Here is a 21,463-nt window from a genome sequence, read left to right on the forward strand (position 1 = left end):
AAACTCACTTCTGAAAACCTACTTCCAAGAACCTACTTCTCCGTCTCGACCAGGCCGCGCACGAACAATTTCTGCATGGCGACAACGACGAACACCGGCGGCAGCATCGCCAGCACGGCGGTCGCCATCACGACCGGCCATTCTGTCAGCGCGTCGGTGGTGGTGATCATCTTGCGGATGCCGACCTGGATGGTCTGCATGTCGTCGCGCGTGGTGATCAGCAGCGGCCAGAGATATTGATTCCAGCCGAGAATGAAGAGGATCACGAACAGCGCCGCCATGTTGGTGCGCGACAGCGGCAAGAGCGTATCCCAGAAGAAGCGGAGCGGACCGGCGCCGTCGATGCGTGACGCCTCCAGCAGCTCGTCCGGCACGGTCATGAAGAACTGGCGGAACAGCAGCGTCGCGGTCGCCGACGCGATCAGCGGCAGCGCGAGGCCCGCATAGCTGTCGAGCATGTGCAGATCGGCGACGATCTTGTAGGTCGGATAGATGCGCACCTCGACCGGCAGCATCAGCGTGATGAAGATGATCCAGAAGATCGGCATCCGGAACGGAAAGCGGAAATACACGATCGCATAGGCGGAGATGATCGAGATCGCGATCTTGCCGACCGCGATCAGCAGCGCCATCACCAGCGAGTTCAGCATCATGTTGCCGACGGGCTCGCGGGTCGAGCCGCTCGTGCCGACGAAGATGGTCTGGTAGTAGACCTCGAAGAAGTGCCCGCCCGGCAGCAGCGACATCTGCCCGTTCGCGATCAGCGCGTTGTCCTGGGTCGAGGCGACGATGGCGATGTAGACGGGGAACGCGACGATCGCGATCCCGATCCACAGGATGGCGTGCGCGACGTAGCGTCGAAAACCCTCTTCCTCGACCATCAGTAGGTCACCTTGCGTTCGACGAAGCGGAACTGGATTCCGGTGAGCACGATGACCATGACCATCAGGATCACCGATTGCGCCGCGGAGCTGCCGAGATTGCCGCCGAGCAGGCCGTCGGAATAGACCTTGTAGACCAGCGTGACCGTCGATGTTCCCGGCCCGCCGCGGGTCATGGTGTCGATGATGCCGAAGGTGTCGAAGAAAGCGTAGACGATGTTGACGACCAGCAGGAAGAAGATCGTCGGCGACAGCAGTGGGAAGGTCACGGTCCAGAACCGCCGCATCGGACGGGCGCCGTCGATCGCGGCGGCCTCGAACACGGATCGCGGGATGGCTTGCAGGCCGGCGAGGAAGAACAGGAAATTATAGGAGATCTGCTTCCACGCCGCGGCGAGGATGATCAGCGCTGCGGCCTGGTCGCCGTCGAGCAGCGGATTCCAGTCGATGCCCATCGCGCGCAGATAGCGGGCGAGCACGCCGAGCGAAGGATGCAGCATGAAGATCCAGAGCACGCCGACGACGGGCGGCGCCACCGCATAGGGCCAGATCAGCAGCGTGCGGTAGAGCATCGAGCCGCGCAACGGCTTGTCCGCCATCACGGCGAGCAGCAGCGCGAAGGACAGTGACGACAGCGCGATGGCGAACGAGAACAAGAAAGTCCGGACGATCGCCTCGAAATAGGCGCGGTCCCTGAACAGCTCGATGTAATTATCGAACCAGACGAAGGTGGTCGACAGACCGAAGGCGTCCTGGAGCAGGAACGACTGGACGACCGCCTGAAGGGCCGGCCAATAGAAGAAAATCAGGACGATCGCGAGCTGCGGCGCAACCAGCGCGTAAGGCAATAGCCTTGATTGGAAAATGGCTTGCTTCTGCATGATGGGCGACGCCGGCAGGCCGTGCGGCCTGCCGGCGCCTTCGCCTTATTTTACGGCGGTCTTTTCGAACTGACGCAGCATGGTGTTGCCGCGCTCGACGGCGGCGTCGAGCGCCTGCTTGGCGGTCTTCTTGCCGGCCAGCGCCTGCTCGATCTCTTCCGACCAGACGTCACGGAGCTGAACCATGTTGCCGAGGCGCAAGCCGCGCGAATTCTCGGTTGGCTCCTTGTTGGTCAGCTCGAGCAGCGGGGTCTCGAGGTAGGGCTGGTCCTTGTAGAAGCCTTCTTCCTTCGCCTTGGCGTATGCCGCCTTGGTGATCGGCAGATAACCCGAGGCCTTGTGGATGTAGACCTGGCGATCGGTGTCCGAGAGGAAAGTCAGGAATTTCGCGACGCCCTTGTATTCGTCGGCCGATTTGCCGCCCATGACCCAGAGCGAGGCGCCGCCGATGATCGAGTTCTGCGGCGCGCCCTTGACGTCCGGATAATAAGGCATCGGCACGGCGGTGAAGGCGAACTTGGCCTGCGCCTTGACGTTGCCGAAGAACGCCGACGAGGTCAGATAGATCGGGCACTCGCCCGAGGTGAAGCGGCCTTCGCCGGTGTTGGTGCGGCCGGCATAGTCGTAGGTCTTGGTCTTCTGCAGCTCGACCAGGGTTTCGAGATGCTTGACCTGGAGCGGGCCGTTGAACTCCAGCACGGTGTCGAAGCCGTCGAGGCCGTTGGCCTTGCTGGCCAGCGGCACATTGTGCCAGGCGGAGAGCTGCTCGAGATTGACCCAGGTGACCCAGGAGCCGGAGAAGCCGCAGGTGTCATGACCCGCGGCCTTCAGCTTCTTGGCGGCCTCGAACGTTTCGGGCCAGGTCTTCGGGATCTCGACGTTGGCCTTCTTCAGTTCGTCGAGGTTGACCCACATCACGGTCGACGACGAGTTGAACGGGAAGGACAGCATCTCGCCCTTCGAGGTCGAGTAGTAGCCGGTGATGGCAGGCAGGTAGATCTTGGGATCGAACTTCTCGCCGGCCTCGGTCATCAGCTTGTAGACCGGCTTCACGGCGCCGGTCGCGGCCATCATGGTCGCGGTGCCGACTTCGAACACCTGCATGATGTGCGGGGCGTTGCCGGCGCGGAACGCGGCGATGCCGGCGTTCATCGTATCGGGATAGTTGCCCTTGTAGGTCGGGACGACCTTGTAGTCGGTCTGCGACGCGTTGAAGTCGGTGGCGAGCTTGACGATGACGTCGTTGTTGGCGCCGGTCATCGCATGCCACCACTGGATCTCGGTCACGGCCAGGGCCGGTGAAGCCGTCATGCCAACTGCGATTGCAACAGCGGCAGCCGCCCCAAAATGTCGAAGAGCCATCAAGTAACCTCCCTTGGCCGTCAAAAAGATCGCTTGCGCTAGCAGCGACGTATGACGTTCACATGACTGTGTAAGCGGCCCAAACGAAAGCGGCAAGCGCGGGAAAAGGGAAGCCGTCAAATAGGCGAATGCCGCGCGCGCAGCGTCCTCCGTTCGCGGTGCACAGAGCGCCCGCATCGCAGTGCGGCATTACTTGTGTGAGGCAGACGATCGCGCCGCGGGTTCGAAAACCTCTCCCGCCCGCGGGAGAGGTCGGCGCGCAGCGCCGGGTGAGGGTTCTATCCTCATTGGGAATCTCTCTGCGGAGACACCCTCTCCCCAACCCTCCCCCGCGAGCGGGGGAGGGCGCGCACCTGCGCTGTCGCTCGATTATTTCTGAGCCGCTAGCGCTTGCGCTCGGGTCCGCAGACCGTACCTTGCGCGACCATCGCGTCGATCTCGGATTTGGAGTAGCCGAACTCGCCCAACACCTCCTGGGCGTGCTGGCTGAATTTCGGCGGCAGGCGGCGCAGGCTCGGCTTGCTGCGATCGAGCCGGATCGGCGACGCCACGCCCTTGTACCAGTCCTTCTCGATGATATCGCCGCGCGCGATCGTGTGCGGGTTGGTCAGCGCCTGGTCGATCTTCTGCACGGGGCCGGCGGGCAGGCCCGCGGCAAGCAGGCGATTGCACAGCGGCTCGGCTTCGTGCTGGCTGAACACGGCGGCGAGCTCGGCGCGCAGCGCCTCGCGATTGGCGATGCGATCCTTGTTGCGGGCGAATCGTGAATCGGTGCCGAGCTCGGGCTTGCCGATCTCCTTGGCGAGCTTGCGGAAGGTGCCGTCATTGCCGACGCCGATGAAGATGTCGTCGGTCTTGGTCGGGAAGATCGCGTAAGGCACGAGGTTGGGATGCTCGTTGCCGGTGAGCGACGGCGGCTTGCCATGCATGAAATAATTCGCTGTGTGCGGATGCATGATGGCAAGGCCGGTCTCGTACAGCGTCGTCTCCAGGAACTGACCCTGGCCCGAACGCTGCCGCTCCGACAGCGCCATCAAAATGCCGATCGCCGCATAGAGGCCGGTGCCGATGTCGACCAGCGGCACGCCGATCCGCATCGGTCCGCTCTCGGGCGAGCCGGTCGCCGCGATCATGCCGGTCATCGCCTGGATGATGGCGTCATAACCGGGATTGCCGCCGCGCGGGCCGTCGGCGCCGAAGCCGCAGATCCGGCAATGCACGAGGCGCGGGAATTTTTCGCGCAAGACCTCGTTGCCGATGCCCCATTTCTCCAGCGTGCCCGGCTTGAAATTCTCGATCAGGACGTCGGCGCTCTCCAGCATCTTGAGCAGCACGATGCGGCCGCCCTCGGAGGCGAGGTCGAGACCGATCGAGCGCTTGTTGCGGTTGATGCCGATGAAATAGGCCGCGTCTTCGTCGTGGAAGGGAGGGCCCCAGTCGCGCACCTCGTCGCCCGCGGGCGGTTCGACCTTGATGACGTCGGCGCCATGGTCGGCGAGGATCTGGGTGCAATAAGGACCGCCGAGCACGCGCGTGAGATCGATGACGCGCAGGCCGCTCATTGCGCCCGTGGCGGCTCCAGAACTGGCGGCTTCAGTCATGCCTTCGCTTCCCCTGTGTCGATATTGGTCACAGGCCTAGCGAGGTTCGTCCGAGCCAGCAATGGCTTCCCGCGTAGGGCGTCATGCAGGGGGAAGCTGCTGTCCCGCAGGATGGCAAATCAAACGGAAGCGGCCGGCCCGAGCGGGATCCCGGGCCAGCCAATCCTTAACTTCCGATCAGACGACCGTCAGGCGGACGTCGACATTGCCGCGCGTCGCGTTGGAATACGGGCACACCTGGTGCGCCTTCTCGACCAGCGCCTCGGCTTCCGCGCGGGCGAGGCCCGGCAACGAGACGGCGAGGTCGATGTCGAGACCGAAGCCGCCGGCCGCGCGCGGGCCGATGCCGACGGTGGAGGTGACCGAGGCGTCAGCCGGGACCTTCGGCCCGCCCTGCGAGGCCACGAACTTCATCGCGCCGATGAAGCAGGCGGCATAGCCGGCCGCAAACAGCTGCTCCGGATTGTTGCCTTCGCCGCCGCCGCCGCCGAGTTCCTTCGGCGTGGTGAGCTTGACGTCGAGCGCGCCGTCGAGGGTCGCAGCATGGCCGTCGCGGCCGCCGGTGGCTTTTGCGCTGGTCTTGTAGAGGACGTTCACGGACATTGTCATCTCCCTGGGTGTCTGGGTTGGGGTGGATCCTTATCGCAGGCAATTAGATTGTGCGCAATTGAAATTATGGCGCCTCACATTTAATTGTTCGCAATTGAATATGCCGCCGCCCGGGCCCAGAATGAGGAAAGCCTCGTGAGATTCTCCATGCCTCGAAAACATTCGGCGGCGGACCAGCCGCTGCGCCTCGACAACCAGATCTGCTTCGCGGTCTATTCCGCCGCGCATGCCTTCAACCGCGTCTACAAGCCGCTGTTGGACCGGCTCGGCCTGACCTATCCGCAATATCTGGTGATGCTGGTGCTGTGGGAGCGCGACGACGTTCCGGTCAAGGACATCGGCGAAAGGCTGTTCCTGGATTCGGGCACGCTGACGCCGCTGCTCAAGCGGCTCGAGGCCGCCCATCTCGTCAAGCGCACGCGCTCGAGCGAGGACGAGCGTCAGGTGCTGATCGCGCTGACGGCGCAGGGCCACGCTCTGAAAGAAAAGGCGCGCGCCGTGCCGCAATCGATCCTGGCGGCGTCGGACTGCTCGGTCTCGGAACTGGTCGCGATGAAGGATGAAATCGTCGCGCTGCGCGATCGGCTGAATGCGGTGATCGGGGAGTAGGGTTAGAGCCGTTTCTTGGCGAAGGCGCGACCGGATGCTGACTTCAGATACTTCTCGAATGCTACGGCTTGCTTCTCGTTGCTGAATGCAACGTAAGTCTTAAGACGCCAAGGCCCGTATTTCGAGGTGTGGGCACCTCACCAGCATTGTGCTTTGTCAGTCGGGCACGCAGATCGTCGGTAATCCCGACGTAGAAGTGGAGCGAATTAAGGCTTTCAAGGATGTAGACGTACTTCACGGCACGCTCCCCAGTTGTCGAGGGACAGCTTACATCCGCTTTTGATCTGCTGAAGCCCGGCTTCGCCCTTCGGGCTACGCCGCGGCAGCCTTCGCTAGCTTCGCTACGATGGAGCGGAGCTGGCTTGCCGAGCCGTAGCTGGCGAAGCCAGCGAAGGCTGGTGGAGCCAGGCGGGATCGAACCGCCGACCTCTTGCATGCCATGCAAGCGCTCTCCCAGCTGAGCTATGGCCCCGTAGTCCTTAAATGGAATAATCCTGGCGGATCACTCCTGACCGGCGAGCCTGGTGACTCGCGCGGTGCACCCTTTTTCACAGATCAGGGCTTATCTCAAGTCTCTTCATCACCGCCGACATCACCAATGATGTCGGTCACGTCCTCATCGCCCTCTTCGTCGTCGGCGATAAAGGTCGAATCATCGTCGTCATCGTCCTCGATGGTCTCGTCGACCTCGATGTCGTCCTCGGATTCGGGCACGACGGCCTTGACCTTGCCGGTGTTCTCCTCGGCATCGGCCTCCTCGAGCGAGACCTCCTCGACCTCGGCCGGCTCCGGCGTGGTGTCGGCGGCTGCTGCAGCGTGGCGGGCTTCGGCGCCGCGCGGTACGCGGGCCGGCGCTATCGGTGCGATCGGCACGACTTCGCCGGTATAGGGCGAGATCACCGGAGACTTGTTGAGGTCATAGAACTTCTTGCCCGTCGTGGGGCAAATACGTTTGGTTCCGAGTTCGGACTTGGCCACGGCAGAGGAATCCTGGAAATGTCGGAAAAGCGGTGTTTCACTTGGCTAGTTGGCGGCCCGCTGTCAATAGCGCATTGCGGGAGAACGACATGCCCGTGACGGCGGGGAGACCATGTGGTACCTGCCCCGCGAGCCCCGCAGGGATGTTTCGGGCCTATCCAAGGACACAAACGTGACCGATTCCGACAAGCCGACGCCGCTCCAGTCGCGCGCCAGCGGTCCCCTGACCGGAAAAGTACGGGTGCCGGGGGACAAGTCGATTTCCCACCGCGCCCTCATCCTGGGCGCGCTCGCGGTTGGAGAGACCCGGATTTCGGGCCTCCTGGAGGGCGAGGACGTTCTCAACACCGCCAAAGCCATGCAGGCGCTTGGCGCCCGGGTCGAGCGCACCGGCGATTTCGCCTGGAAGGTAGACGGCGTGGGGGTCGCGGGCTTTGCCGAACCCAGGGCGCCGCTGGATTTCGGCAACTCCGGCACCGGTTGCCGGCTCGTCATGGGCGCCGTCGCCGGCTGCCCGATCTCCGCGGTTTTTGATGGCGATGCCTCGCTGCGCAGCCGGCCCATGCGCCGGATTCTGGACCCACTCGAAAAGATGGGTGCGAAGGTGGTTTCCGGTGGCGAGGGCGGCCGGTTGCCGCTCACCGTCCAGGGCGCGCGCGATCCGCTGCCGATCACCTACAAAACCCCGGTCGCCTCGGCCCAGATCAAATCCGCCGTGCTGCTCGCGGGCCTGGCCGCGCCGGGCACCACCACGGTCATCGAAACCGAGGCCAGTCGCGATCACACCGAGCTGATGCTCAAGCATTTCGGCGCCGAGATCACCTCTGCGCAGGAAGGTCAGCACGGCCGCCGCATCACGCTCACGGGTCAGCCTGAGCTGCATGGCGCCAATGTCGTCGTGCCCGCGGATCCCTCCTCCGCGGCGTTCCCCATCGTTGCTGCGCTGATCGTCGAAGGCTCCGAAATCGTCCTGTCCGATGTCATGACCAATCCGCTGCGCACCGGGCTGTTCACCACGCTGCGCGAAATGGGTGCCTCGATCGAGGAAAGCGAAGTTCGCGGCGATGCCGGTGAGCCAATGGCGAAGCTGCGCGTGCGCGCCTCGAAACTGCGCGGTGTCGAGGTGCCGCCGGAGCGCGCACCGTCGATGATCGACGAATATCTGGTGCTGGCGGTGGCGGCTGCCTTCGCCGAGGGCACGACCATCATGCGCGGCCTCCAGGAGCTGCGCGTCAAGGAATCGGACCGCTTGGAGGCCACCGCTGCCATGCTCCGCGTCAACGGCGTCAAGGTCGAGGTCTCCGGCGACGATCTGATCGTCGAAGGCCGCGGCCATGTTCCCGGCGGCGGCCTGGTCGCCACCCACATGGACCATCGCATCGCGATGTCCGCGCTGGTGATGGGCTGCGCCTCCGACCGACCCGTAACCGTCGACGACACCGCCTTCATCGCCACCAGTTTCCCCGACTTCATCCCGATGATGCGTTCGCTGGGAGCCGAGTTTTCATGATCATCGCCATCGACGGGCCCGCGGCCTCGGGCAAAGGGACCCTCGGCAAGCGCCTCGCCCATCACTACGGCTATCGTCACCTCGATACCGGCGTGATCTATCGCGCGGTGGCCTATTCGCTGATGCAGTCCGGGCATGATCTCCGGGACGAGGCGGCGGCAGTCGCGGCGGCGCTGGAACTCGATCCCGAAAAGTTCGGCAATCCCGCCCTGAAGACCCAGAAGGCCGGCGAGGGCGCTTCCATCGTCTCGGCGATCCCCAGGGTTCGCGAGGCTCTGGTCAACTTCCAGCGGCAGTTCGCCGCCGATCCGCCCGGCGCAGTGCTGGACGGCCGGGACATTGGAACCGTGATCTGCCCGCATGCCGACGTGAAGATCTTCGTCGTTGCCGATCCCAGGGTCCGTGCCCGCCGCCGGACCATGGAGGCCAAGGCGAGGGGCGAGGAGGCCGACGAGGCGGCCGTGCTGGCCGACATCATCCAGCGCGACGAACGCGACAAGAACCGGCCGATTGCGCCCTTGAAACCGGCCCCGGATGCTTACTTGCTAGATAACTCCCAACTGGATATAGAAGGCGGCGTCCGGGCCGCCATCGACATTATCGAGGCCGTCCGAGCGGGCCGGTCGCGGGGTTAAGCCGCTGCCGTCATTGGAGGAAGCGCCCGCTCCCGCTCTTTGAGGTCGATACTCCGGTCCCCATCTCGGGATCGGCGCGATCCAGGCTCCGGACAAAAGATTTCACGCATTGAACGCGCGGGCCTCAGCCGGCCCGCTTCCGCTGTTCTGCCTCGCAGGCTGGAGCAGTGAGCGGTCGCTCGAAGGTCTTGCGGACCTTCCGACACTGCGCGTGCGATGCGCCCATGAACCCAACGGCCGGCACGACATCCGCAACTGGAGAACAAATGGCTTCGACTTCTGCTGATACCTATAGCCCGTCGCGCGACGATTTCGCCGCGATGCTCGACGAGTCCTTCGCAGGCGGCAACCTGCAGGAAAGCTCAGTCATCAAGGGCAAGGTTGTTGCAATCGAAAAGGACATGGCCGTCATCGACGTCGGCCTGAAGACCGAGGGCCGCGTCGCCCTGCGCGAATTTTCCGGCCCCGGCCGTGACAGCGAGCTCAAGGTCGGCGACGAGGTGGAAGTGTTCCTCGATCGCATCGAAAATGCCCTCGGCGAAGCCGTGCTGTCGCGCGACAAGGCGCGCCGCGAAGAGAGCTGGGGCAAGCTCGAGAAGGCGTTCCAGAACAACGAGAAGGTCAACGGCGTCATCTTCAACCAGGTCAAGGGCGGCTTCACCGTCGACCTCGACGGTGCCGTGGCCTTCCTGCCGCGTTCGCAGGTCGACATCCGTCCGATCCGCGACGTTGCGCCGCTGATGAACAATTCGCAGCCGTTCCAGATCCTCAAGATGGACCGCCGCCGCGGCAACATCGTCGTCTCCCGCCGCACGGTTCTCGAAGAGACCCGCGCCGAGCAGCGTCAGGAGCTGGTGCAGAACCTCGAAGAGGGTCAGGTCATCGACGGCGTGGTCAAGAACATCACCGATTACGGTGCGTTCGTTGATCTCGGCGGCATCGACGGCCTGCTGCACGTCACCGACATCGCGTGGCGCCGCGTCAACCATCCGACCGAGGTGCTCTCGATCGGCCAGACCGTGAAGGTCAAGATCATCAAGATCAACCACGAGACGCACCGCATCTCGCTGGGCATGAAGCAGTTGTTGGACGATCCGTGGCAGGGCATCGAAGCCAAGTACCCGCTGGGTGCCCGCTTCACCGGTCGCGTCACCAACATCACCGACTACGGCGCGTTCGTCGAGCTCGAGCCGGGCATCGAAGGCCTGATCCACGTCTCCGAGATGTCGTGGACCAAGAAGAACATGCACCCCGGCAAGATCGTTTCGACCTCGCAGGAAGTCGAAGTGCAGGTGCTGGAAGTCGATTCCGTCAAGCGCCGCATTTCGCTCGGCCTCAAGCAGACCATGCGCAACCCGTGGGAGGTCTTCGTCGAAGGTCACCCGACCGGTTCGACGGTCGAGGGCGAGGTCAAGAACAAGACCGAGTTCGGTCTGTTCCTGGGCCTCGAGGGCGACGTCGACGGCATGGTCCATCTCTCCGACCTCGACTGGAAGCAGCCGGGCGAGCAGGTGATCGACAACTACAAGAAGGGCGACATGGTCAAGGCCGTGGTGCTCGATGTGGACGTCGAGAAGGAGCGCATCTCGCTCGGCATCAAGCAGCTCGAAGGCGACCCCTTCGCCGAGCCGGGCGATGTCAAGAAGGGCGCGGTCGTGACCTGTGAAGTGATCGACGTGAAGGAGAGCGGCATCGAGGTGAAAATCACCGGTACCGACTTCACCACGTTCGTGAAACGCTCGGAGCTCGCCCGTGACCGCAACGATCAGCGCGCCGAACGCTTCGCCGTCGGCGAGAAGGTCGATGCCCGCGTGATCCAGTTCGACAAGAAGGCCCGCAAGGTCCAGGTGTCGATCAAGGCGCTCGAAGTCGCCGAAGAGAAGGAAGCCATCGCGCAGTACGGCTCCTCCGATTCGGGGGCGACGCTCGGCGACATCCTCGGCACCGCGCTCAAGAACCGCGACAGCAAGTAAGCGAAACCACGTTTCGCTGGCATCAAAGCCCCGGCGCGAGCCGGGGCTTTTTTGTTTTCAATCGCCGGGACGACACATGAGTATGTGGCAGCGTCTCGGTCTTATCGCTTCAGGTCTTGTTTTCTTCAAATTACGCCGCAATTGATGTATCCAGATAAGCCAATGGTCACGCTGTAACGGCACAACGCGCGTGGCCCTTCATTTTGGAGATATTCCGATGTCGCTCGATTCGGACATCATCGTCGATCGCCGCAGGATCCGCCGTAAGCTGACGTTCTGGCGCGTGATGGCCGCGCTGATCGCGATTGCGGCGATTGCAGGCTTCGCGCTGGTCGCGACGCCGGGTGCGCGCGGCACGTTCGCGTCCGCCGGCTCGATCGCGCGGGTCCAGATCGACGGCCTGATCCGCAGCGATTCCGATCGCACCCAGGCGCTGGAGCGGCTGGAGAATTCGCAGGCCGCCGCCGTCATCGTTCACATCAACTCGCCGGGCGGCACCACCGCCGGCTCCGAGCAGCTTTACGATTCGCTTGTGAGCCTGAAGGCAAAGAAGCCTCTCGTCGTCGTGGTCGAAGGCCTCGCCGCCTCCGGCGGCTACATCACCGCGATCGCCAGCGATCACATCATCGCCCAGCAGAGCTCGCTGGTCGGTTCGATCGGCGTGCTGTTTCAGTTTCCCAATTTCACCGAGCTGCTGAAGACCGTCGGCGTCAAGGTCGAGGAGGTGAAGTCCTCGCCGCTGAAGGCCGCGCCCAACGGATTTGAGCCGACCAGTCCCGAAGCACGTGCCGCGCTGGACGCGCTGGTGAAGGATTCCTACGCCTGGTTCAAGGGCCTGGTGAAGGAACGGCGTGGCATGGATGACACGCAGCTCGAGAAAGTGGTTGATGGCCGTGTCTTCACCGGACGCCAGGCGATCGATCTCAAGCTGATCGACCAGATCGGCGACGAGAAGACCGCCGTGACCTGGCTGGTCGAGCAGAAGGGCGTGAAGAAGGGGCTTTCCGTGCGCGATTACAAGCTGCAGCCGCGCTTCAGCGATCTGCCGTTTCTCAAGACGGCGGCCGCAGTGACGCTGGAAGCACTGGGTTTGGGCTCGATTGCGCATCAAATCGGGCAAACCGGCGTCGCGCAGGCGGTCGATCGGCTCGGAATGGATGGAATGCTGGCCTTATGGCAACCGGCGGCGTCGAACTAGCCGGAACCGAGCGAGCTTTCGAGGTTTTTCCCGTTGGACGCGTGCCGGGCCAGCCCGCTTTTTCGGCATTTGTCACGCATTTTCACGACGCTCAACCTTGATTTAGCGTCTTGACAGATCACGGTATTTTCACGGAAATGGTCATCCGCACGCTCCCGGGTCCTATCTCTCGATGATCAAATCCGAACTTGTTCAGCGTATCGCCGAGCACAACCCGCATCTGTACCAGCGGGATGTCGAGAACATTGTGAATGCGATTCTCGAAGAGATCGTAGCGGCTCTCGCGCGCGGTGACCGCGTCGAGCTGCGCGGCTTCGGTGCCTTCTCGGTCAAGCATCGCCCTGCGCGCGCAGGGCGTAATCCGCGCACCGGCGCTCATGTGCCCGTCGACCAGAAGAGCGTTCCGTTCTTCAAGACCGGCAAGGAAATGCGCGAGCGGCTGAATCGCGACCATCCGGATCCAGGCGCGCCGGACTGAGGCCGGCGTCAGGGTTTCCCGCGGTCGCGAGAGATGCGGCCACAAGCTTGATTCAAAGCGCGAGCGAAGCGAGATGCGAAAGTTCCTGACCGCGCTGATCGTGATTCCGCTGGGCCTGATCCTGGTGGTCTTTGCCGTCGCCAACAGGCATATCGTCACGGTCTCGTTCGATCCCTTCGTGTCGGATGACCCGTCGTTCTCGGTCACGATGCCGCTGTTTCTGCTTCTGATCCTGGCGGCCGCCCTCGGCGTCCTCGCGGGTGGCTGTGCGGTCTGGTTCGGCCAGCGGCACTGGCGGCGCGCGGCGCGGCGGAACGATGCGGACGCAAGGGCTGCCCGGGGCGAACTGGCCGATCTGCGGGCCCAGGCGGCGGCCGTGAAGTCCGAGCCCCAGCGCCTCCCCGTTCCCTCCGGGGTGGGCCTTTACGGGCCCGTCGGGCGAGACAAGCAGCGCGCGACGTTGTAGAAGCGGCCGCAACCGAAAACCCTGTTTTCCGGCCGCAGACCCGCGGCCTCTACCGCTTTTTGAGCCCATGTCCCTGCTCGTTAAAATCTGTGGCCTGTCCACGCCGGAGACGCTCGATGTGGCGCTCGACGCGGGTGCCGACATGGTGGGGTTCGTGTTCTTCCCGCCGTCGCCGCGGCATTTGTCGCTGGAAGCGGGCCGTGACCTTGGCCGGCAGGTGAAGCGGCGCGCGCTCAAGGTCGCGCTCACCGTCGATGCCGACGATGCCACGCTCGACAACATCATGGACGCGCTGTCGCCTGATATCTTCCAGCTTCACGGCACGGAGAGCGTGGCGCGGGTGCGCGACATCAGGCAGCGGTTCGGTCGCCCCGTGATGAAGGTCGTGCCGGTCGCAATTTCAGCCGATCTCGCAGTGCTGCCCGGTTACGCAGAGGTTGCCGAACGCATCCTGTTCGACGCGCGCCCACCGAAGGACGCGACCCGGCCGGGCGGCCTCGGTGCACCGTTCGATTGGCACCTGCTCGGAAACCTGGAGCTCGCGCTACCGTATATGGTTTCGGGCGGGCTGCATGCAGGGAACGTCGCCGAAGCCGTTCGCGTCACGCGGGCCGGTGGTGTCGACGTCTCCTCCGGTGTCGAGAACGCCCCCGGCGTGAAGGATCCCGAGCTGATCAAGGCCTTCATCCGCGCCGCGCGCGCAAGCCAAGATGCAAGTCAAGAATTGAGCGTCCGATGAATGTTGTAAAACCCAATTCCTACCGCAGCGGCCCCGACGAGCGCGGCCATTTCGGCATTTTCGGCGGACGCTTCGTCGCCGAAACCCTGATGCCGCTGATCCTCGATCTGGAGAAGGCGTATACCGCGGCCAAGGCCGATCCGGCCTTCCAGGCCGAGATGAACGGCTACCTCAAGAACTATGTCGGCCGGCCCTCGCCGCTCTATTTCGCCGAGCGTCTCACCGAGCATCTCGGTGGTGCGAAAATCTATCTCAAGCGCGAGGAGCTCAACCACACCGGCTCGCACAAGGTGAACAACGTGCTCGGCCAGATCATGCTGGCGCGGCGGATGGGCAAGAAGCGCATCATCGCCGAGACCGGCGCCGGCCAGCACGGTGTCGCCACCGCGACGCTGTGCGCGCGCTTCGGTCTCGACTGCGTGGTCTATATGGGCGCCGTCGACGTCGAGCGGCAGCAGCCCAACGTCATCCGCATGGAGATGCTGGGCGCGAAGGTGGTCCCCGTGCAGTCGGGCACGCGCACGCTGAAGGACGCCATGAACGAGGCGCTGCGCGACTGGGTGACCAACGTGCACGATACTTTCTACTGCATCGGCACCGTCGCCGGCCCCCATCCCTATCCGACGCTGGTGCGCGACTTCCAGTCGATCATCGGCAACGAGACCAAGGTGCAGATGCAGGAGATCGAAGGCCGCCTGCCGGATTCGCTGGTCGCCTGCATCGGGGGCGGCTCGAACGCGATGGGCCTGTTCCATCCGTTCCTCGATGATTCCACCGTCGAAATCTTCGGCGTCGAAGCCGCGGGTCATGGGCTGACGCAGCTGCATGCGGCCTCGATCGCTGGCGGCCGTCCCGGTGTGCTGCACGGCAACCGCACCTATCTCCTGATGGACGCCGACGGCCAGATCCAGGACGCGCATTCGATCTCCGCCGGCCTCGACTATCCCGGCATCGGCCCCGAGCATTCCTGGCTGCACGAGATCGGCCGCGTGAACTATCTCTCCGCGACCGACGACGAGGCGCTCGCCGCGTTCCAGTTGCTGTCAAAGCTGGAAGGCATCATCCCCGCGCTCGAGCCTGCACATGCCATCGCCAAGGTGATGGAGCTCGCGCCGAAGCGGCCAAAAGATCACCTGATGGTCGTCAACCTCTCCGGTCGCGGCGACAAGGACGTCCCGCAGGTCGGCGACATCCTGAGGGGCAAGAGCAAGTGACCACGCGTATCGACACCCGTTTTGCCGAGTTGAAAAAACAGGGCCGCGCGGCCTTCGTTACCTACGTGATGGCCGGCGATCCCGATCCGGCGACGTCGCTCGAGATCGTCAAGGCGCTCTCGAAATCAGGCGCGGACGTCATCGAACTCGGCATTCCCTTCACCGATCCGATGGCGGACGGTCCGTCGATCCAAGCCGCCGGGCTCCGCGCGCTCAAGGTCGGCATGACACTGAAGAAGACGCTCGATCTGGTGCGCGGCTTCCGCAAGGACGACAACGTCACGCCGCTGGTGCTGATGGGCTATTACAATCCGATCTACATTTACGGCGTCGACAAGTTTTTGGCTGATGCCAAGACGGCCGGCGTTGACGGTCTGATTATCGTCGATTTGCCGCCAGAGGAAGACGACGAGCTCTGCATTCCCGCGCTGAAAGCGGGGCTGAACTTCATTCGCCTCGCGACCCCGACCACCGACGACAAGCGCCTGCCTGCGGTGCTCGCGAACACATCGGGCTTTGTCTATTACGTCTCTATCGCCGGCATCACCGGCGCGGCAGCGGCGGACGCGAATGCCGTCGGTGAAGCTGTCGCGCGCATCAAACGGCATACCAAGCTGCCGATCTGTGTTGGTTTTGGCATCCGCACACCGGAGGCGGCACGCGCCATTGCCGAGAAGGCCGACGGTTCGGTGGTCGGCACCGCCCTGGTCGATGCCCTCAAGAACAGCCTCGATGCCGAGGGCCGCGCCACCGGCCAAACCGTTAAAGCCGTCGCCGAGTTGACGGCGGCCCTGGCCCAGGGCGTCAAGGGCGCGCAACAGGCGGCGGAATAGGCCATAATTCCGCTGCCAAGTCCGACGAGCAAGTCTTGTGAGCGGGTCTTGTGAGCAGGTCTTGCCAGCAAGGCGGACGACACGGCGACTTGCCGGGCAGGGGCCCGACCGCCATATATCCCTTCAGGCGAACCCCTCGCGGGCTCGACATCGGAGCAAACCATGAACTGGCTTACCAATGTGGTCCGGCCGAAGATCCGCAACATGCTGCGGCGGGAGACGCCGGAGAATCTGTGGATCAAGTGCCCGGATTCCGGACAGCTCGTGTTCTACAAGGACGTCGAGGCCAACCAGTTCGTCATCCCCGGCTCGAACTATCACATGCGCATGAACTCGGTGGCGCGTCTGAAGTCGATCTTCGACAACGAGACCTGGTACGACGTCGCGCTGCCCGACGTCACGCCCGATCCGCTCAAGTTCCGTGACGAGAAGAAATACGTCGATCGCATCAAGGATGCCCGCGCGCGAACTAACCTCAACGATGCGATCAAGGTCGGCTATGGCAAGCTCGAAGGCGCGGCCGTCGTCGTCGCCGTGCAGGATTTCGATTTCATGGGCGGCTCGCTCGGCATGGCCGCGGGCGAGGCCATCGTGCGCGGGCTGGAGCTTGCGGTCGAGAAGAAGTCACCCTTCATCGTGTTTGCGGCGTCCGGCGGCGCGCGCATGCAGGAAGGCATCCTGTCGCTGATGCAGATGCCACGCACCACGGTCGCGGTGCAGATGCTGCGTGAGGCAAAACAGCCCTACATCGTCGTGCTGACCAACCCGACCACCGGCGGCGTCACTGCGTCCTATGCGATGCTCGGCGACGTGCAGATCGCCGAGCCCGGCGCGCTGATCGGTTTTGCCGGCGCGCGCGTGATCGAGCAGACCATTCGCGAAAAGCTCCCCGAGGGTTTTCAGCGCGCCGAATACCTCAAGGAGCACGGCATGGTCGACATGGTCGTGCATCGCCACGAATTGCGTCCGACCTTGGCGCGGCTCTGCCGCCTGTTGACCAGGGCGCCGGCGCTGGAGAGCGCCTCGAAACCGGTGCAGCCGGTCGTCAGCCCGGCGCAGATCGTGTCGGCTCCCGAGACGGCGCCGGCCGCGCCGCACGCGTGAACGCGTCCTCCGACAGCGCAAAGCCGCCGCTCGGCGAATTGATCGGGCGGCTGTCGGTCCTGCATCAGAAGCGCATCGATCTCGGGCTCGAGCGGATGCATCGCCTGCTCGAGCGGCTCGGTCATCCCGAGCGCAAGCTGCCGCCGGTCATCCATATCGCCGGCACCAACGGCAAGGGCTCGACGCTCGCCTATCTGCGCGCGACGCTGGAGGCAGCCGGCCTCCGCGTCCACGCCTACACGTCGCCCTATCTCGTTCGCATCAACGAATGTTTTCGGCTCGGCCGCGTCGGTGGCGGCGTGCTGGTCGGTGACGACGAATTGCGCGCCGCGCTGGAAGAGGTCGAGCGTGTCAATGCCGGCGAGGCTGCGACCTTGTTCGAGCTCAAGACTGCGGCGGCGTTTCATCTGTTCGCGCAGAACCCGGCCGATGTCGTGCTGCTCGAAGTCGGTCTCGGCGGCCGGCTCGATTCGACCAACGTGATCGATACGCCGGCGGCCTGCGTGATCACGCCTGTCAGCATGGACCACATGGATTTCCTCGGCGATACGCTGACGTCGATCGCCGGCGAGAAGGCGGCGATCATCAAGCGCGGCGTGCCCGTGGTTTGCGCCGAACAGCCGGCTGAGGCGATGGCCGTGATCGAGGCGCAGGCCAAGAAAATGCGCGCGCCGTTGTTTGCCGCGGGCGAGAGCTGGCACGTCAATGTCGAGAACGGGCGGCTGGTTTATTCCGACGAGCGCGGCTTGATGGATCTCACCGCGCCGCGCCTGTTCGGTCGCCACCAGTTCGACAATGCCGGTCTCGCCATCGCGACGTTGCGGGCCATCAGCGTCTTCAAGATCAGCCAAGCCGCGTTCGAGGCCGGGATCGTCGGCGCGGAATGGCCGGCGCGGATGCAACGCATCACTTCGGGCGCACTGCTTTCCTGGGGGCCGCAGGGGTCGGATATCTGGCTCGACGGCGGCCACAATGCCGAAGGCGGCCGCGTCGCCGCGGCGGCGCTCGGCGATCTCGAAGAGCGGGTGTCGCGGCCGTTGGTCGTCATCGCCGGCATGATGGCCAACAAGGATGCGCAGGCTTTTCTCGCCAATTTCGCCGGTCTGACCCGTCACATCATCGCGGTGCCGATTCCCGACACCGACGCCGCAATGCCCGTCGACACTCTCACGGACGCCGCGCGCAGCCTCGGCATGCGCGTCGAGACCGCGCCCGGCATCGAGGCCGCGCTACGCGCATTGGCGAAGCTCGCCTACGAAGTGCCGCCGCGCATCCTGATCACCGGCTCGCTCTATCTCGCCGGCCATGTGCTCGCCATCAACGGCACGCCTCCTGCATGAGTCTCGTGTCCCGAACAAGCGCAGCGAAACGAAGCGCCGATCCGGGACCCAGAGGCCACATGGGCCCCGGCTCTGCAGTGCACCGCTGAAGAAGCGCTCCGCTGCGTCCGGGGCACGATAGAGAGCATGCCAATGCGTTTTGCCGCCATTGCCGACGTCCACGGAAACCACCTCGCGCTGGAAGCGGTGCTCGCCGACATCCGTGCGCAGGGTATCATCGACATCATCAACCTCGGCGACATGCTGAGCGGCCCGCTCGATGCGCGCCGCACCATCGAGATTCTGATGAAACTCGATGCCGTGCACGTGCTCGGCAATCACGACCGCTATCTGCTCGACCGCCCTCCGGAGAAGATGGGCTCGTGGGATCGCCCGGCCCATGCAGCGCTCAATGCCGCGCAACTCGACTGGCTGCGCGCTCAGCCGATGACGCGCGTGTTTCGCGACCACGTCTTCCTCTGCCATGCGACGCCCGGGAATGACGAAGTCTACTGGCTGGACACCGTGCATCCTGACGGCACGGTGGCGTTATCTCCGCTCGATCGGATCGAGCAGCTCGCGCAAGGCATCACACAATCATTGATTCTTTGCGCCCACACCCATCTCGCCCGCGCGGTGCGCTTGGGCGACGGCCGGCTGATCGTCAATCCCGGCAGCGTCGGTGGTCCCGGCTATCGCGATGTGCATCCATTCCCGCATGTCGTCGAAGCCGGTACGCCGCACGCGCGTTATGCGATTCTCGAGCGCGTCGACGGCGCCTGGCAGGTGACGTTCCGCCAGATCGCCTACGATCACGAGGCGATGGCCGCGCTCGCATGCCGCAACGGTCAGCCGGAATTGGCGAACGCGCTGGCGACGGGTTGGATCAAGTAGCTAGGCAAGTAGCAGGTTCGCGTCCCGGACGCGGTGCGGCGCGAAGCGCTGCTCCGCAGAGCCGGGACCCAGACCTGCGGCTCCTGGGCCCCGGCTCTGCAGCGCTTCGCGCTGCGTCCGGGGCACGCGACCATTACTTCAGGAGCTTCATCGGATCGGCCACCTTCTGCTTCAACTGCTCGAAGCTGCATTGTCGCGGCGCCTTGTCGGGGCGCCAGCGCAGGATCGAGGTGCCGTGGCGAAAGCGCTCGCCGCTGAAATGGTCGTAACACACTTCGATCACGAGCTTCGGCTTGAGCGGACACCATTTTGCCGACCGCTCGGTGGACCAGCGGCTGGGCCCGCCCGGCGCGTTGCCGGTGAAGCCGGGTTCTGCAATCAGCGCCTCGATCCGATCGGTCAGATCAGGCTTTTCCGTCGCCTTGATCGCCGAGGTGAAGCCGACATGATGCAGGAGGCCTTCGTCATCGTAGAGCCCGAGCAGCAGCGAGCCGACCACGCTCCGGCCGGCGAGCTTGTTGGTGGCATAGCGGAAGCCGCCGACGACGCAATCGGCGCTGCGGAATTTCTTGATCTTCTGCATGCCGTCGCGATTGCCGGCCTGATAGGGCAGGTCGATGCGCTTGGCGATGACGCCGTCGGAGCCGCCTCCGGATTGCGCCAGCCATTTTTTCGCGGTGGCATAGCTCGTCGTCGCCGGTGAGAGGCGGAAGATGCTGCTTTTCAGATTGGCTTTCGCGAAGGCCTCCAGCGCCGGCCGCCGCTCACCGAGCGGCTCTTTGGCGAGCTGCTTCTCCCTGGCCGTCGCAAGCAGATCGAAGACGAGATACAGCGCCGGCGTTTCCTGAGCGAGCTTGTTCACGCGGCTCGCCGCGGGGTGAATGCGCTGCAGGAGGGCGTCGAAGGAAAAGCTCTTGCCTTGCGGTACGACGATTTCACCGTCGAGCGTGAAGCGATCCGCCTTCAGCTTCAATGCGGCGGCCACGATCTCGGGGAAATAACGCGCGAGGTCCTCGCCGGATTTCGAGCGCAGATCAACATTGCCGCCGTTGCGCGACAGCAGGCAGCGGAAGCCATCCCATTTCGGCTCGTATTGCCACTCCTTGCCGCGCGGGATCGTGTCGACCGAGCGTGCTTCCATCGCCGCCGGCGCGGCGCTTTTTCGGGGGGATTTCGCGGGAGGGGACGGCACAGTGGGAAACTCTTCAGCGTTGAGGCATATCATCTCAACGCGGCCGGCTGCCAAATGCTCCGTTGGCTCGGCTGGCTTGACAACTATATGCGCGCCTACTGTAAGCATCTGACCTAGACAGGGGAGTGAGCCATGAATCGCGAAGAGGCTTGGCAAGGGCAATACGCGATCGAGACATCCGCAACCGTGGACGTTATCTGGAGCATTTTCCGCGATGTCGCTGGCTGGAAAACCTGGAATGCGGGCATCGAACATATCGACATTGAAGGGCCGTTCTCCGCCGGGACTTGGTTCACGATGAAGCCTGCCGGTGAGGATACGTTGCGCTCGCAACTGATCGCGGTTCGCGAGAACGAGTGCTTCGTGGATGAAACGCGGCTCGGGAGCCTCGTTGTCACCGTCACCCACCGCATCGAGCGGCTCGGGCCGACGCGTACGCGTATCGTTTACGCCGTCGACGCCAGCGGACCCCAGGCGTCCGAGATCGGTCCCGCTGTCGCATCAGACTTTCCCGATGTTCTCGCCAGTCTCGCTAAACTCGCCGAAGGTGGCCACAAATAAAAGCGGCCGGCATGGCGCCGGCCGCTCTGAAAACAATCAGTCGTTGGGCGGATCAGACCGCCGAGGTGATCCACTGCTGCAGCTTCGCCTTCGGCGCGGCGCCGACCTGGCGGGAGGCCATCTCGCCGCCCTTGAAGATCATCAGGGTCGGAATCGACATCACGCCATACTTCGAAGCGGTCTTCGGGCTCTCGTCGACGTTGAGCTTCACGATCTTGACCTTGTCGCCCATCGCGCCGGCGATCTCGTCGAGGGCGGGTGCGATCATGCGGCAGGGACCGCACCATTCGGCCCAGAAATCGACAACCACAGGACCGTCCGCCTTGAGCACTTCGGCTTCGAAATCGGTGTCAGAAACTTTGCCAACGGCCATGGGAATACCTCGTACCTGAGAGAGGGGTGCGACGGGGAATCGCACCCGAGATC

22 protein-coding genes, 1 tRNA gene and 1 pseudogene are annotated in these 21,463 nt (G+C 64.0%); 14 read left to right on the forward strand and 10 right to left on the reverse strand.

What is annotated here, in order from left to right:
- Nucleotides 1-32: 32 nt before the first annotated feature.
- The 5 genes from ugpE to IVB31_RS30280 form a co-directional block, all read right to left on the reverse strand.
- A complete protein-coding gene (gene ugpE / locus IVB31_RS30260) occupies nucleotides 33-881 on the reverse strand; it encodes a sn-glycerol-3-phosphate ABC transporter permease UgpE (RefSeq protein ID WP_247331457.1) in 849 nt (282 codons plus the stop codon).
- Nucleotides 881-1,762, reverse strand: coding sequence for a sn-glycerol-3-phosphate ABC transporter permease UgpA (gene ugpA, locus IVB31_RS30265; protein WP_247331460.1), 882 nt, complete (start codon nucleotides 1,760-1,762; stop codon nucleotides 881-883). The genes ugpE and ugpA overlap by 1 nt, the downstream gene beginning before the upstream one ends.
- Nucleotides 1,763-1,807: 45 nt before the next feature.
- Nucleotides 1,808-3,124, reverse strand: coding sequence for a sn-glycerol-3-phosphate ABC transporter substrate-binding protein UgpB (ugpB, locus tag IVB31_RS30270; protein ID WP_247331462.1), 1,317 nt, complete (start codon nucleotides 3,122-3,124; stop codon nucleotides 1,808-1,810).
- A gap of 383 nt (nucleotides 3,125-3,507) precedes the next feature.
- A complete protein-coding gene (locus IVB31_RS30275; protein WP_247331464.1) occupies nucleotides 3,508-4,725 on the reverse strand; it encodes a CaiB/BaiF CoA-transferase family protein in 1,218 nt (405 codons plus the stop codon).
- A gap of 177 nt (nucleotides 4,726-4,902) precedes the next feature.
- Nucleotides 4,903-5,328, reverse strand: a complete 426-nt coding sequence (locus tag IVB31_RS30280; protein ID WP_247331467.1) for an organic hydroperoxide resistance protein — start codon at nucleotides 5,326-5,328, stop codon at nucleotides 4,903-4,905.
- A gap of 153 nt (nucleotides 5,329-5,481) precedes the next feature.
- On the opposite strand from IVB31_RS30280, the gene IVB31_RS30285 reads away from it, so the two are divergent.
- Nucleotides 5,482-5,943, forward strand: a complete 462-nt coding sequence (locus tag IVB31_RS30285; RefSeq protein WP_247331469.1) for a MarR family transcriptional regulator — start codon at nucleotides 5,482-5,484, stop codon at nucleotides 5,941-5,943.
- A gap of 2 nt (nucleotides 5,944-5,945) precedes the next feature.
- On the opposite strand, the pseudogene IVB31_RS30290 reads toward IVB31_RS30285, so the two are convergent.
- The 3 genes and pseudogenes from IVB31_RS30290 to IVB31_RS30300 form a co-directional block, all read right to left on the reverse strand.
- Nucleotides 5,946-6,181: pseudogene (locus IVB31_RS30290) on the reverse strand (GIY-YIG nuclease family protein).
- 158 nt (nucleotides 6,182-6,339) lie between these two features.
- Nucleotides 6,340-6,415: transfer RNA gene (locus IVB31_RS30295), tRNA-Ala, on the reverse strand.
- A gap of 95 nt (nucleotides 6,416-6,510) precedes the next feature.
- A complete protein-coding gene (locus IVB31_RS30300; RefSeq protein WP_247331472.1) occupies nucleotides 6,511-6,921 on the reverse strand; it encodes a TIGR02300 family protein in 411 nt (136 codons plus the stop codon).
- A 172-nt stretch (nucleotides 6,922-7,093) separates the two neighbouring features.
- Between IVB31_RS30300 and aroA the strand changes: the two genes are divergently transcribed.
- The 12 genes from aroA to IVB31_RS30360 all read left to right on the forward strand — a co-directional run bounded on the left by aroA (nucleotide 7,094) and on the right by IVB31_RS30360 (nucleotide 19,284).
- The gene (gene aroA / locus IVB31_RS30305) at nucleotides 7,094-8,431 is read left to right on the forward strand and encodes a 3-phosphoshikimate 1-carboxyvinyltransferase (protein WP_247331474.1); all 1,338 of its coding nucleotides are present in this window, start codon (nucleotides 7,094-7,096) and stop codon (nucleotides 8,429-8,431) included.
- Nucleotides 8,428-9,066 (forward strand): (d)CMP kinase, encoded by a 639-nt coding sequence (cmk, locus tag IVB31_RS30310; protein WP_247331477.1) that lies wholly within the window; start codon nucleotides 8,428-8,430, stop codon nucleotides 9,064-9,066. The genes aroA and cmk overlap by 4 nt, the downstream gene beginning before the upstream one ends.
- A 266-nt stretch (nucleotides 9,067-9,332) precedes the next feature.
- Nucleotides 9,333-11,039, forward strand: a complete 1,707-nt coding sequence (gene rpsA / locus IVB31_RS30315) for a 30S ribosomal protein S1 (RefSeq protein WP_247331479.1) — start codon at nucleotides 9,333-9,335, stop codon at nucleotides 11,037-11,039.
- Nucleotides 11,040-11,256: 217 nt separating this feature from the next.
- Entirely contained in the window at nucleotides 11,257-12,237 is a 981-nt protein-coding gene (gene sppA, locus IVB31_RS30320) for a signal peptide peptidase SppA (protein ID WP_247331481.1), read from the forward strand.
- A gap of 172 nt (nucleotides 12,238-12,409) precedes the next feature.
- Entirely contained in the window at nucleotides 12,410-12,715 is a 306-nt protein-coding gene (locus IVB31_RS30325) for an integration host factor subunit beta (protein ID WP_007598410.1), read from the forward strand.
- 73 nt (nucleotides 12,716-12,788) lie between these two features.
- Nucleotides 12,789-13,181: a lipopolysaccharide assembly protein LapA domain-containing protein gene (locus IVB31_RS30330; RefSeq protein ID WP_247331483.1), complete on the forward strand. Its 393-nt coding sequence runs from the start codon at nucleotides 12,789-12,791 to the stop codon at nucleotides 13,179-13,181.
- 67 nt (nucleotides 13,182-13,248) lie between these two features.
- On the forward strand, nucleotides 13,249-13,920 hold the full coding sequence (locus IVB31_RS30335) for a phosphoribosylanthranilate isomerase (protein ID WP_247331485.1): 672 nt from the start codon (nucleotides 13,249-13,251) through the stop codon (nucleotides 13,918-13,920).
- Nucleotides 13,917-15,134: a tryptophan synthase subunit beta gene (trpB, locus tag IVB31_RS30340; protein ID WP_247331487.1), complete on the forward strand. Its 1,218-nt coding sequence runs from the start codon at nucleotides 13,917-13,919 to the stop codon at nucleotides 15,132-15,134. The genes IVB31_RS30335 and trpB overlap by 4 nt, the downstream gene beginning before the upstream one ends.
- Complete coding sequence (gene trpA / locus IVB31_RS30345; protein WP_247331490.1) at nucleotides 15,131-15,967, forward strand: tryptophan synthase subunit alpha; 837 nt, start codon at nucleotides 15,131-15,133, stop codon at nucleotides 15,965-15,967. Before trpB ends, trpA begins: the two co-directional genes overlap by 4 nt.
- Before the next feature lie 162 nt (nucleotides 15,968-16,129).
- Nucleotides 16,130-17,071 (forward strand): acetyl-CoA carboxylase, carboxyltransferase subunit beta, encoded by a 942-nt coding sequence (accD, locus tag IVB31_RS30350; RefSeq protein WP_247331492.1) that lies wholly within the window; start codon nucleotides 16,130-16,132, stop codon nucleotides 17,069-17,071.
- Nucleotides 17,068-18,411: a folylpolyglutamate synthase/dihydrofolate synthase family protein gene (locus IVB31_RS30355; protein ID WP_247331494.1), complete on the forward strand. Its 1,344-nt coding sequence runs from the start codon at nucleotides 17,068-17,070 to the stop codon at nucleotides 18,409-18,411. Before accD ends, IVB31_RS30355 begins: the two co-directional genes overlap by 4 nt.
- Before the next feature lie 132 nt (nucleotides 18,412-18,543).
- Entirely contained in the window at nucleotides 18,544-19,284 is a 741-nt protein-coding gene (locus IVB31_RS30360) for a metallophosphoesterase family protein (RefSeq protein ID WP_247332321.1), read from the forward strand.
- Nucleotides 19,285-19,417: 133 nt separating this feature from the next.
- Here IVB31_RS30360 and IVB31_RS30365 read toward each other — a convergent pair whose 3' ends face one another.
- Nucleotides 19,418-20,425 carry an ATP-dependent DNA ligase gene (locus tag IVB31_RS30365; RefSeq protein ID WP_247331497.1) on the reverse strand — a complete coding sequence of 336 codons (1,008 nt, stop codon included), beginning with the start codon at nucleotides 20,423-20,425 and terminating at the stop codon, nucleotides 19,418-19,420.
- A 183-nt stretch (nucleotides 20,426-20,608) separates the two neighbouring features.
- Between IVB31_RS30365 and IVB31_RS30370 the strand changes: the two genes are divergently transcribed.
- Entirely contained in the window at nucleotides 20,609-21,037 is a 429-nt protein-coding gene (locus IVB31_RS30370; RefSeq protein ID WP_247331499.1) for an SRPBCC family protein, read from the forward strand.
- 52 nt (nucleotides 21,038-21,089) lie between these two features.
- Here IVB31_RS30370 and trxA read toward each other — a convergent pair whose 3' ends face one another.
- Complete coding sequence (gene trxA / locus IVB31_RS30375) at nucleotides 21,090-21,410, reverse strand: thioredoxin (protein ID WP_092027458.1); 321 nt, start codon at nucleotides 21,408-21,410, stop codon at nucleotides 21,090-21,092.
- Nucleotides 21,411-21,463: the final 53 nt, after the last annotated feature.

Origin of the sequence: Bradyrhizobium sp. 21, from assembly GCF_023073335.1 — a bacterium.
Taxonomy (GTDB): Bacteria; Pseudomonadota; Alphaproteobacteria; order Rhizobiales; family Xanthobacteraceae; genus Bradyrhizobium.